The following is an 11,718-nucleotide window of genomic DNA, read 5'->3' as shown; positions in this document are numbered from 1 at the left end:
CGACCTCTCCCGCAAGCGGGAGAGGTGTATCCAACACTCAGCCCGGCTAGCGGCCGGTCGAGCCGAAGCCGCCGGCGCCGCGATCGGTCGCCGACAGCGTCGCCACGGGAACCAGCGCGGCCTGCACCATGGGTGCGATCACCATCTGCGCGATGCGCTCGCCGCGCTTGATCACGAAGGGAACCGCGCCGTGATTGATCAGGATCACCTTGATCTCGCCGCGATAGTCGGCGTCGATCGTGCCCGGCGAGTTCAGCACGGTGACGCCGTGCTTGGCGGCGAGCCCCGAGCGCGGCCGCACCTGCGCCTCGTGCCCGGGCGGCAATGCGATCGCGAGGCCCGTCGGCACCAGCGCATACTGGCCCGGGGCAAGCGTCACAGGTTCGCCGTCCGGAACCGCAGCCATCAGGTCGAGGCCCGCGGCCTCCGCGGTCTGATAGGCCGGCAGCGGCAGTCCTTCGGCATGGGCCATGCGTTGCAGTTCGACCGTGACTTTCGTGCTCAAGATGCGGGCTCCAGGGATTTGCCGATCACGCTCTTGACGATGTGCGCGATCAGTTCGGTGGCGACCTGTTCCTTGGTCATCACCGGCCAGGAATCAACCGCGATCTCGGCGTTGTTCTCGTCATTCTTGCGGCTGATGAGATGAACGGTGTTGCGGTCGCCGCCCATCACCCCGGTTGCGGGCGAAACGTCGTTGGCGACGATCCAGTCGCAGCCCTTGCGCTGGAGCTTGGACTTGGCGTTGTCGATCAGGTGCTCGGTCTCGGCGGCGAAGCCGATCACCAGCGGCGGGCGCTTGTCCTCAAGCTTCGAGATCGTGGCGAGGATATCGGGGTTCTCGACCAGCTGTAGCGGCGGCATGCCGGCCGAGGTCTTCTTCAGCTTTTGCTCGCCTTCATTGGCGACGCGCCAGTCGGCGACCGCGGCGGCGAAGATGGCGATGTCGGCTGGGAGCGATCCCTGGACCTGCTCCAGCATCTGCCGCGCCGATTCCACATGCTTCACCGTCACGCCCTGGGGATCGCCAAGATCGACCGGGCCGCTGACCAGGATCACCTCGGCCCCGGCGGCTTGGGCGGCTGCGGCAATGGCAAAGCCCTGCTTGCCGGAGGAGCGGTTGGCGATGTAGCGCACCGGATCGATCGGCTCATGGGTGGGGCCTGCGGTGATCAGCACGCGCTTGCCGGCGAGCGGGCGCGGCACCGGCGGCCGCAGCAGGCGCTCGGCGGCAGCCGCAATCTCGACCGCCTCGGACATCCGGCCGATTCCGGCTTCGCCTGCTTCGGCCATCTCGCCGGAATTGGGCCCGATCAACACCACGCCATCGCGCTGAAGCAGGCCGACATTGCGGCGCGTGGCGGCGTTGTTCCACATCAGCGGATTCATCGCCGGCGCCAGCAGCACCTTGCGGTTGGTCGCGAGCAGGATGGCGCTGGCGAGATCGTCGGCGTGGCCGTTCGCCATCTTGGCCATCAGGTCGGCGGTCGCCGGCGCCACCACGATCAGGTCGCAGTCGCGCGCCAACCGGATATGGCCGGCGTCGAACTCGCTCTGGGGATCGAACAGGTCGGTATAGACGCGCTCATGCGAGAGCGCACTGACGGCCAGCGGCGTGACGAATTGCTGTGCCGCCTTGGTCAGCACGCAGCGCACCTCGACCCGCCGCTCCTTCAGGCGGCGGATCAGGTCGAGCGACTTATAGGCGGCGATCCCGCCGCCGATGATCAGGGTGACGCTGGCCTCAGGCAGGGCGCCGGTGCGCGGGGACGTGGCCGCGGGGGATGCCGCGGGCGGCACCGCGAACGGCGTCAGCGGCTCCTCGCGGCCCTCGATCAGCTCCCGCAGGATGACCCGGACCTCTTCCTCGACCGACCGGCGGTTCTTGGCCGAGCGCAGGCGCAGATAGGTTTTGACGTTCTCGTCGAGCTTGCGGATGGTCAGGCTTGCCACGACACCCTCCAGCACGGAATGATAGCGATGCTATCATCTCTATGATTGCAGTGCAATCATAGATTCCGGACGGCGATGAGGATGCCGATGAAGGTCGCGGCGATGATCCAGAGCGCCACGGTGCGCCAGCGGTTCTTGCGGCCCTCGCTGCGGCCCATCGCCGCGATGCTCTCCGGCGACAGCCGCAGGCCCTCCCGCGTCATGGTCTCCAGCTGCTCGAGCACGATGACAGAGCGCTGCGCGATGTCGGGAAGCCGCATCAGCACGCGCGCGAGGTCGCCGGTGCCGGACAGCGCGCCCTGGACCCGGCCGATCGGACCGAGATTGCGCTCGATCCACTCGCGCACCACGGGGTCGGCGACCTTCCAGATGTCGAGCCTGGGATCGAAGGCGCGCGCCACGCCCTCGACCACGACCATGGTCTTCTGCAGCAGGATCAGCTCGGGCCGCGTCGTCATGTCGAACAGGCCGGTGACCTCGAGCAGCAGCGTCAGCAGCCGCGCCATCGAGATCTCCTCGGCGGTGCGGTTGTGGATCGGCTCGCCGATGGCGCGGATGGCCTGCGCGAAATTCTCGACCGAATGATGCGCGGGCACGTAGCCCGCCTCGAAATGCACCTCCGCGACGCGGCGATAGTCGCGGGTGATGAAGCCGAGCAGGATTTCCGCGAGGAAGCGCCGCTCCTTCATGCCGAGCCGGCCCATGATGCCGAAATCGACCGCGACGAGACGTCCGGCCTCATCCAGGAACAGATTGCCCGGATGCATGTCGGCGTGGAAGAAGCCGTCGCGCAGCGCGTGCCGCAGAAAGCTCTGGATCACCTTGCGGCCGAGATCGGGCAGATCGACCTGCGCCTCCGCCAGGCGCTTGTGATCGTTCAGCGCGATGCCGTCGATCCACTCCATCGTCAGCACGTTGTGCGTGGTGCGGTCCCAGTCGACGGTCGGCACGCGGAAATCAGGATCGTCGCCTGTGTTCTCCGCCATCTCCGACATTGCAGCCGCTTCAAGCCGCAGGTCCATCTCTATCGCGACCGAGCGCGACATCGTGTTGATGACCTCGATCAGGCGCAGCCGCCGTGCCTCCGACGAATAGGCCTCGGCCTTGTACGCGACGAAGAAGAAATCCGAGAGATCACGGCGGAAGCGCGCAGCTACGTTGGGCCGCAACACCTTGACCGCAACCGACTTGCGGACACCGTCGCGCAACACCTCGCCGCGATGCACCTGCGCGATCGAGGCGGCGGCGACCGGCTGGCCGAAGCTTGCGAACACGTCCTTGAGCGGCCGCTCCAGCGACGTCGCGATCGCAGCCTCGGCTTCTTCCTGCGAAAACGGCGGCAGGCGATCCTGGAGGCTTTCGAGGTCGCGCGCCATGATGACGCCGACGACGTCCGGGCGCGTCGCCAGGAATTGTCCGAGCTTGAGATAGGCCGGGCCCATCCGCGTCAGCGCGCGCGACAGCCGTGGCCCATGCTTGGGACCGCGCCGTTCGATCAGGCGTGCAAGCTTCAGCGCGAGCTGGCCGGGCGGCGGCACCAGGCTCGGATCGACGGAGCCGAATACGCCCTCGCGCGCGAACACGAACGCGGCGCGCATCAGGCGCGACATGTGAGTGATGGCAGAGATCACAAACGCCAGCCCGAATGCAGTGCGACGATGCCGCCGGTCAATGTCTGCCAGTTCACGCGGGCGAAGCCGGCATCGCGGATCATGTCGGCGAAGGCGGCAGGCTTTGGAAACTTGCGGATCGATTCGACCAGATATTGATAGGATTCGGCGTCGCCCGTCACCATCCGCCCGAGCRGCGGGATCACATTGAACGAGAACATGTCATAAAGCCGATCGAGGCCGGGCATCTCGACGGTGGAGAATTCCAGGCACAGGAAGCGGCTGCCGGGCTTCAGCACGCGATAGGCCTCGCGCAGCGCCAGATCGATCCGCGGCACGTTGCGAATGCCGAAAGCGATCGTATATGCGTCAAAGCTGCGGTCGGCGAAGGCAAGCGCTTCGGCATTGCCCTCGACGAAATCGACCTGGGTCTCGAGATGCCGCTTGGCGGCGCGCTCGCGGCCCACAGTCAGCATCCCGGAATTGATGTCGCAGACGGTGGCATGGAAGCCGGGGCCTGCCGCCTTGGCGGCGCGGAACGAGATGTCGCCGGTGCCGCCGGCGACGTCGAGCAGCGCGAACGGCCGCTCGCCCCTCGGCGGATCGAGCGCGGTGATCATGATGTCCTTCCAGACCCGGTGCAGGCCGCCGGACATCAGGTCATTCATCAAATCATAGCGCGAAGCCACGCTGTGAAACACATCGTTCACCAGCGTCTGCTTGTCGCCCAGGGGAACGTCCCTGAACCCAAAATGCGTGGTTTCGCCCGACCGATCCATTACTCTACTCCACGAGGCGACCATAGCGCGCCCGCCGCAATGGCGCTATCACACCACCCTCATAAGGTGAATGCCTGACCATGCCTGAATTGCCCGAAGTCGAGACCGTCCGGCGCGGCCTTCAGCCCGTCATGGAGGGTGCAAGAATCCTCGTCGCGGAGGCCCGGCGGCCGGATCTGCGCTTTCCGTTTCAGCCGGATTTCGTGGCCCGGCTCCAGGGCCAGGTCGTCACCGGGCTCGGCCGCCGTGCAAAATATCTCATGGCCGATCTCGCCTCCGGTGACGTGCTGCTGATGCATCTGGGCATGTCGGGCTCGTTTCGCGTCATCAAGCCGGACGACGAAGCGGCGCCTGGCGAGTTTCACTATCCGAAGGGTAAGGACTCCACGCATGACCACGTGCTGTTTCGGATGTCCTCGGGCGCCGACATCGTCTTCAACGATCCGCGCCGCTTCGGTTACATGAAAGTGATCGCGCGCAACGCGCTCGAAGACGAGCCGCTGTTGCGCGGGCTCGGCCCCGAGCCGCTCGGCAATGCGTTCGACGCCGCGATGCTGGCGCGCTCCTGCGCGGGCAAGGCCACGAGCCTGAAGGCCGCGCTGCTCGACCAGCGCGTGGTGGCGGGGCTCGGCAACATCTATGTCTGCGAGGCGTTGCATCGCTCGCATCTGTCACCGCGGCGGATCGCCGCGACACTCGCGACCAAAAAGGGCGAGACGACCGACCATGCCAAGCGGCTGGTCGGCGCGATCCACACCGTGCTGAACGACGCCATCAAGGCCGGCGGCTCCTCGCTCCGCGACCATCGCCAGACCACGGGCGAGCTCGGCTATTTCCAGCACGCGTTCAAGGTCTATGACCGCGAAGGCGAGACCTGCAAGACGCCTGCTTGTGGCGGCACGATCAAGCGCTTCACCCAGAACGGCCGTTCGACCTTCTGGTGTCCGAAATGTCAGAAGTGACGTAGCGCCGTAGCCCGGATGGAGCGCAGCGCGATCCGGGTCCAGCCTCTCCGCGGAGAGACTTTCCCGGATTTCGCTTCGCTTCATCCGGGCTACAAAGAGCCCGACATTGCGAGCATAGCGAAGCAATCCGGCCAGGCTGGTGGCCGGATTGCTTCGTCGCCGAGGCTCCTCGACCGGATGGCGAAGAGCCATGCTGACGCCTGAGCGGTCGCCCCGCTCAGGACGCCAGTGTCGGGGTCTCGTCCGACGCGAGCTCGGCGGCGTGCAACATGCCGTCTGCGGCCGAGATGACCTGGTCGATCAGGACATTGGTCGTGGCGCTGAGCTCGAGCCGGGTCTCGATCCACTGCCAGAGGCCGCGGATCTCGTCGGCCGACTTGCCGTTCGGCGCGAATTCGCTGACGGCGAGGCCGCTCGCGAGCGAATCCTGGTGATCGTTGCGCATCGCGATCAGCGGCCGCGCGAGCACGTCGGCGAGATCGAGCGCGGCCTCCTCGGCGAGCGTGTTGGCCGCATTGTCGATGCGCTGGCCGCGGATCGGCGTCTGGTTCAGCACGAAGCTGTAGGGCCGCTTCCAGGCGCGCGCGACGCTGAGTGTCGAGACTGTCGCCTCGATGTCGGCGACGGACGGGCGGGCCGGGATCAGGCAGAGATCGGAATGGCGGATCGCGGCGGTGGTGGCGGCGCTGAGGCCGGCCGCGGTATCGACGATCGCGAGCTGCAGGCCGCTGTCGGCCAGCATGTTCAGGCGCGGCGCGATGTCGGCAGCGTGATAGATCGGCTCGACGACGAGATCCTCGGTGGCGCGACGGCGCTGCCAGTTGGACAGGGTGCCCTGCGGGTCGGTCTCGATCAGGCGGACGGTGAAGCCGACCTGCTTGGCTGCCAGTGCGAGGCCGATGGCAAGCGTGCTCTTGCCACTACCACCCTTTTGGGTGGCCAGTACGATCGTGTGCATTGAAGATGATTCCTTTGGAGTGCTTGGGCCTTGGGGTAACGCCACGCGAACGTGCATCGCTTCTCGATGCTGAGCTCTTCTCGCTCAGGACGTGCCTTGCCCGATCCAAAGGGGACCGCGGATGTCCGAATCAACGGCAACGATGATGGCAGAATCGGGAATGCCAGCTAATCCGTACCAATACTGGACCCGTAATCGCGCGTATGATGTGCTCGCCGCCGTGAATAAAAGGGACAGGCGCATGAGCGGAAACTGGCGCGACCGGACGGCAACGACCTTTGAGTGCCAGAAAATGCCGGCGGTCTCGAGCCGCGGCATGGTGGTCAGCAACCATCCGCTGGCCTCCAGTGCCGGCGCCGAGATGCTGGCGGCCGGCGGCAACGCCATCGACGCCGCGATCGCGACGCTGTTCACGCTGACCGTGGTGGAGCCGATGATGGTCGGCATCATCGGCGGTGGCATGGCGCATATCAGGCTGGCCGACGGCAGCCATCGCTTCATCGACGGCCAGAGCACCGTGCCCTCGGCGGTGCGCGACAACACCTACACGTCTAAGCCGGGTTCTGCCCATGACGTCTTTGACACCGTCGGCAATGAAAACCTCAATGGGCCGAGAGCGGTTGCGGTGCCGGGTTCGCTAAAAGCCTGGTGCGAGACGCTGCGCCGGTTCGGCACCATGCCGCTCGCCGACATCATGCAGCCCGCGATCAAGCACGCCGCGCGCGGCTATGCGGTTACCCCCTATCTGCATGAATGCATCAGCGAGGGCGCCGTCGAGATGCGCAAGGACAAGCCGATCGCGGCGATCTACTTGCCGAACGGCGAGCCGCTGAAGGTCGGCGAGCGCGTGGTGCAGGCCGAATATGCCGAGACGCTGCGCCATATCGCCGATCACGGCGACAAAGCGCTCTACGAGGGACCGCTCGGCGACATCCTGGTCGACTACATGGAAAAGAGCGGCGGCTTCATCCGCCGCAACGATCTCACCAATTACAGGACCGTCGAGCGGCAGCCGGTCCGCGCCGACTATCGCGGCTGGACCATCCTTGGACCGCCGCCGCCCGCGGCCTCCGGCGTGCATATCGCGCAGATGCTGAACATCCTGGAGGGCTATGACATTGCCGGCCTCGGCTTCGGCACGGCGGAGACGATTCACACCCTCGCCGAAGTGCTGAAGATCGCCTTTGCCGATCGCGCCGCGGCAAGCGGCGATCCCGACTTTGTCGGCGTGCCGGTGGAGCGGCTGACCTCGAAGGCCTACGCCGAAGAGCGCCGCCGCGCGATCGATCCGGCGCGGGCGCAGGCCTGGGGCGCCGGCGTGACGCAGCTCGAAGGCGCGCACACCACGCATCTGACGGCGGCGGATTCCTTAGGCAACGTGGTCGCGACCACGCAGACCATCAACAATCTGTTCGGCGCGAAGATCATGATCCCGGGTCTGGGCGCCATCGCCAACAACTACATGAATCTGTTCGACCCGCGACCCGGCCACGCGTTGTCGCTGGCGCCGGGCAAGCGCGTCACCACCTCGATGTCGCCAATGATGGCGCTGCGCGACGGCAAGCTGCGCTATGCGCTCGGCCTGCCCGGGGGAAAACGCATCTTCCCGAGCGCGATGCAGGCGCTGGTCAATCTGATCGACCATGGCATGAGCTTGCAGGAGGCGGTCGAGGCGCCGCGGGTCTGGACCGAGGGCAACGCGCTCGAGGTCGAGCAGGCGGTGCCGGAGAGCGTGCGCGAAAAACTCGCGAGCATGGGCCACAAGGTCCAGCGCGTTGCGACCGTGGCCGGGGGAATGAATGCGATTGCGTTCCACGACGACGGCAGCATGACCGGCGCTGCCTGCTGGCGCGCGGACGGCACGCCGGTCGGGATCTCCGGCGGGCTCGCGAAGAGTGGGGTAAGGTTTAGGCTTGGCTAATGGTGCGCTAGCTGCGGGGCTCTTCAACCTCTCCCGCAAGCGGGAGAGGGGGCACACCTCTCGCGCAGCGCTCGCCTACTTCCGCACGCAGATCACGCGCACGACGGCGGCTTTTGCATCCGCAGATGCGCCGTTCGCCGTGACGCCATTCGCCTTCAGGAAATCGCGCACCGTGTCCGCGGAGACCATCACGGCCTGCGAGGCCGGCACCGCCGTTGCGGGGCCGGCAATCATCGCCGGTTTCAGCAGCGCGATGCCGGCGAACTTGCCGTCGCCGTCGATCGCGGGGCTGCCGGAAAATCCGACCGCCGGCGGCGGCGACAGCGCGGAGTCGCTGCTCGTGACCGGCGCCAGCGCGCCCTTGACGCTGGACACGCCGGCCGCGCCGCCCTGGCTCTGCGGATCGGCGATGCCGATGACATCGACACTGGTCTTCGCCGGGCCACTTGCGAGGCTGAGCGGCTTCAGGCCGCGCGCGCCGTAGATGTGCAGCAGCGCGAGATCGTGCTCCCGGTCCTCGGCGAGACGGTCGGCACTGCCGTAGCCGGCGATCGTGATCGCGAGGCAGCCATCGGTGACGAGGCGGTCGGTGAGAATCGCGCCGTCGTCGCTGACGACGATGCCGGTGCCGTATTCGACCGTCTTGCGTGGCGGCGGTCCGGCTTGCGGTCCGGACGGAAAGGCGTTGAACGCGCTCGACATCGCGATCACGACCGGCTCGACCGTGTTCTCGGTCGCCTGGTCGTAGAGGATCGTCATGATGCGAACCTCGTCACCCTTGAAGGTGCCGCGCACGTAAAACTTCTTCAGGCCCTGGAGTCCCGACAGCACGAAGAAGTCGGGTTTCACCACGGTGTAATCGACCTTGCGCCCGGCCGGCTCCTTCTTCTCCGCTTCAGCGAGCTTTGCCGTGGTCGGGTTCGCCTCCTTGCGGCGGCTGAGCAGCACCTGCACCGTGCCGGTCGGCGAGGTCCATTTCGAACCGTTGGCGTCGGTTGCCTGCTGCGGCACCAGCTTGGCGGGGACGCCGAGCCGGGCGCCGCTGGTCGGCTCCATCACGATCTTCCAGCCGACGCTGTCCTGTTTCCGTCGCGCGGTCTCCGCGAGCGCGGCACGCTCCTGCGGATTGAGCACGCCGGTGGGCTTGCCGCCCTTGATCTTCTGGTACTCCTTGATCGCGTCGACCATGCGCGCGCTGACGTCGCCGGTGATGGCGCCGTTATATTGGCCGACCCAGGCGAGGTCGGATTGCAGCGACAGCCGTTCCGCCTGCGCCATCGCGTCGGCGGTCTCCGACGGCGTCTGCAAGGCAGGTGGGCGGATCGGAACGGTCTGAACCGGCTTCGGCTTGGTGCCGGGGATCGGCGGCGTCGTCATCTGGGCGTTCGCAGCCGYGGCGGTCGCGAACATCAGTGTTGCCGCAAGCATCGATCTCATGACAAATCCAGCCAGCCCATTGAACGTGCTGTCATTGAAGCACATCTCCTTGGTCGCGAACAATGTTGGGGTGGTTCAGGCTGGCGCGAGCGGCCACAGAGCAAGATCCTCATCTGAGAGGACGAGTCATTCCGGGGCGGCTCGAAGAGCCGAACCCGGAATCTCGAGATTCCGGGTTCGATGCTTCGCATCGCCCCGGAATGACAGTGTGTGCGACTTTCGCGCTCCTCACGGGGAGCGGCAGCAATCTAGGAAGAGCTGAGAATGCTGAGCCCGGACGAACTCGAACGCTATGCCCGCCATATCGTGCTGCGCGATGTCGGTGGTCCCGGCCAGGCCGCGCTGAAGCGGGCGTCGGTGCTGGTGATCGGCGCCGGCGGGCTTGGCGCCCCGGCCCTGATGTATCTGGCCGCCGCCGGCATAGGCACGCTCGGCGTGGTCGATGACGACGTGGTGTCGCTGTCCAATCTTCAGCGCCAGGTCATCCATACGACGCCCGATATCGGCCGGCACAAGGTCGAGAGCGCCGCCGAGCGGATCACCGCGCTCAATCCGCATGTGCGCTTTGTCGGCCATGCCACCTGGCTCAATGCCGACAATGCGCTGTCGCTGGTCGGCGATTACGACCTCGTGCTCGACGGCTCCGACAATTTCTCGACCCGCTATCTGGCCTCGGACGCCTGCTTCTTCGCCAGGAAGCCGCTGATCACGGCGGCGCTCGGCACCTTCGACGGCTCGCTCACCACCATCCGCGCACATGAGAAAAACGCCGACGGCGTCTTCAATCCAACCTATCGCTGCCTGTTTCCGGAGGCGCCGCCGCCCGGCACGGTGCCGGCCTGCGCCGAGGCCGGTGTCATGGGCGCGCTTGCGGGCGTGATGGGCTCGATGATGGCGCTGGAGGCGATCCGCGAGATCGTCGGTTTTGGCGACGGACTGGTCGGCCGCCTCCTGATGATCGATGCGCGCGCGATGCGCTTCGAGACGCTGCGTTACGCGCGCGATCCGGCCAATCCGCTCAATGGCGATGGGCCGGTCATGACTGATTTGAGCGCCCATCGCACCTGATTGTCGCCGTTACGCGGTGGCCGGCTTCTCGCTGTCGAGATGTGCCATCTGCTCGGCCGCATAGCGCGTGCCGGAGGCGACATCCGGCGGGAAGGCTTTTGCCAACGCCGCAAGATGAGCCGGCGTCAGATGGACCTTGGTCGCGCCGAGTGCCTCGGCGAGACGGTTGCGGGTGCGGGCACCGACCAGCGGCACGATCTGCTGACCCTGCGCCGCCACCCAGGCGATTGCGACCTGCGCCGGCGTTGCACCGATCTCGGCGGCGATCGCGCGCAGCTGCTCCACCAGCGCGAGATTGGCGTCGAGATTCACGCCCTGGAAGCGCGGCGTCATCAGCCGGTAGTCCTTGCCGGTCTTGCCGGAGTCCTTCGACCAATGGCCGCTGATCAGGCCACGCGCCAGCACGCCATAGGCGGTGATGCCGATGCCGAGCTCGCGGCAGGTCTTCAGGATGTCGCGCTCGATGCCGCGCTCGATCAGCGAATATTCGATCTGGAGATCGACGATCGGATGCACGGCGTGCGCGCGGCGGATGGTGTCGGAGCCGACCTCGGACAGGCCGATATGCCTGATATAGCCGGCCTTCACCATCTCGGCGAGGCCGCCGATCGTCTCCTCGATGGGAACGTTGGGATCAAGGCGCGCCGGCCGGTAGATGTCGATGTAGTCGGTGCCCAAGCGCTGCAGCGAATAGGCCAGAAAATTCCTGATCGCAGCCGGCCGTGTGTCCATCCCGGCAAATTCGCCGGCGGGCCCGCGCAGCGCTCCGAACTTGACGCTGATCTGCAACCTGTCGCGCGGGCGACCCTTCAGCGCCTCGCGCACCAGCATTTCATTGTGGCCCATGGCGTAGAAATCGCCGGTGTCGAGCAGCGTGATGCCGGCATCGAGCGCTGCATGGACCGTGGCGATGCTCTCGTCGCGATCGGCCGGCCCGTAGACCTCGGACATGCCCATGCAGCCGAGGCCAAGGGCTGAGACATCGGGGCCGGTTGAACCGAGTTTGCGCTGTTCCATGTTGGCTCTC

General features: G+C 66.4%; 10 protein-coding genes. 3 read left to right on the top strand and 7 right to left on the bottom strand.

Features of this window, described 5'->3' with window-relative positions:
- Window positions 1–46 precede the first annotated feature (46 nt).
- From dut to ubiE, 4 genes are read right to left on the bottom strand one after another with little or no spacing between them, the layout of a single operon-like run.
- Window positions 47–505 carry a dUTP diphosphatase gene (gene dut / locus ACXJMY_RS06780; protein WP_456618536.1) on the bottom strand — a complete coding sequence of 153 codons (459 nt, stop codon included), beginning with the start codon at window positions 503–505 and terminating at the stop codon, window positions 47–49.
- Entirely contained in the window at window positions 502–1,953 is a 1,452-nt protein-coding gene (gene coaBC, locus ACXJMY_RS06775; protein ID WP_456618535.1) for a bifunctional phosphopantothenoylcysteine decarboxylase/phosphopantothenate--cysteine ligase CoaBC, read from the bottom strand. The genes dut and coaBC overlap by 4 nt, the downstream gene beginning before the upstream one ends.
- 56 nt (window positions 1,954–2,009) lie before the next feature.
- Window positions 2,010–3,584 (bottom strand): 2-polyprenylphenol 6-hydroxylase, encoded by a 1,575-nt coding sequence (gene ubiB, locus ACXJMY_RS06770; protein ID WP_456618534.1) that lies wholly within the window; start codon window positions 3,582–3,584, stop codon window positions 2,010–2,012.
- Window positions 3,581–4,342 (bottom strand): bifunctional demethylmenaquinone methyltransferase/2-methoxy-6-polyprenyl-1,4-benzoquinol methylase UbiE, encoded by a 762-nt coding sequence (gene ubiE, locus ACXJMY_RS06765; RefSeq protein WP_456618533.1) that lies wholly within the window; start codon window positions 4,340–4,342, stop codon window positions 3,581–3,583. Before ubiE ends, ubiB begins: the two co-directional genes overlap by 4 nt.
- A gap of 80 nt (window positions 4,343–4,422) precedes the next feature.
- Between ubiE and mutM the strand changes: the two genes are divergently transcribed.
- Window positions 4,423–5,304 carry a bifunctional DNA-formamidopyrimidine glycosylase/DNA-(apurinic or apyrimidinic site) lyase gene (mutM, locus tag ACXJMY_RS06760; protein WP_456618532.1) on the top strand — a complete coding sequence of 294 codons (882 nt, stop codon included), beginning with the start codon at window positions 4,423–4,425 and terminating at the stop codon, window positions 5,302–5,304.
- Window positions 5,305–5,524: 220 nt separating this feature from the next.
- On the opposite strand, the gene ACXJMY_RS06755 is transcribed toward mutM, so the two are convergent.
- Complete coding sequence (locus ACXJMY_RS06755; RefSeq protein ID WP_456618531.1) at window positions 5,525–6,265, bottom strand: nucleotide-binding protein; 741 nt, start codon at window positions 6,263–6,265, stop codon at window positions 5,525–5,527.
- A gap of 241 nt (window positions 6,266–6,506) precedes the next feature.
- On the opposite strand from ACXJMY_RS06755, the gene ggt reads away from it, so the two are divergent.
- Window positions 6,507–8,186: a gamma-glutamyltransferase gene (gene ggt, locus ACXJMY_RS06750; RefSeq protein WP_456618530.1), complete on the top strand. Its 1,680-nt coding sequence runs from the start codon at window positions 6,507–6,509 to the stop codon at window positions 8,184–8,186.
- 75 nt (window positions 8,187–8,261) lie between these two features.
- On the opposite strand, the gene ACXJMY_RS06745 is transcribed toward ggt, so the two are convergent.
- Window positions 8,262–9,623, bottom strand: a complete 1,362-nt coding sequence (locus ACXJMY_RS06745) for a serine protease (protein ID WP_456618529.1) — start codon at window positions 9,621–9,623, stop codon at window positions 8,262–8,264.
- 264 nt (window positions 9,624–9,887) lie between these two features.
- Here ACXJMY_RS06745 and ACXJMY_RS06740 point away from each other — a divergent pair, with 264 nt between their 5' ends.
- Window positions 9,888–10,691 carry a HesA/MoeB/ThiF family protein gene (locus ACXJMY_RS06740; RefSeq protein WP_456618528.1) on the top strand — a complete coding sequence of 268 codons (804 nt, stop codon included), beginning with the start codon at window positions 9,888–9,890 and terminating at the stop codon, window positions 10,689–10,691.
- A gap of 9 nt (window positions 10,692–10,700) precedes the next feature.
- Here the strand turns inward: ACXJMY_RS06740 and ACXJMY_RS06735 are convergent, their stop codons facing one another.
- Window positions 10,701–11,708 (bottom strand): aldo/keto reductase, encoded by a 1,008-nt coding sequence (locus ACXJMY_RS06735; protein ID WP_456618527.1) that lies wholly within the window; start codon window positions 11,706–11,708, stop codon window positions 10,701–10,703.
- Window positions 11,709–11,718: the final 10 nt, after the last annotated feature.

It is taken from the genome of Bradyrhizobium sp. P5_C12, from assembly GCF_054049735.1.
This window is presented reverse-complemented; position numbering and strand designations above follow the sequence as displayed.

What these genes read in the sequence shown, in the direction of transcription:
- ACXJMY_RS06740 (WP_456618528.1), top strand. Translation starts at nt 9,888, where the DNA reads ATGCTGAGCCCGGACGAACTCGAACGCTATGCCCGCCATATCGTGCTG.
- ACXJMY_RS06735 (WP_456618527.1), bottom strand. Translation starts at nt 11,708, where the DNA reads ATGGAACAGCGCAAACTCGGTTCAACCGGCCCCGATGTCTCAGCCCTT.
- mutM (WP_456618532.1), top strand. Translation starts at nt 4,423, where the DNA reads ATGCCTGAATTGCCCGAAGTCGAGACCGTCCGGCGCGGCCTTCAGCCC.
- ACXJMY_RS06755 (WP_456618531.1), bottom strand. Translation starts at nt 6,265, where the DNA reads ATGCACACGATCGTACTGGCCACCCAAAAGGGTGGTAGTGGCAAGAGC.
- ggt (WP_456618530.1), top strand. Translation starts at nt 6,507, where the DNA reads ATGAGCGGAAACTGGCGCGACCGGACGGCAACGACCTTTGAGTGCCAG.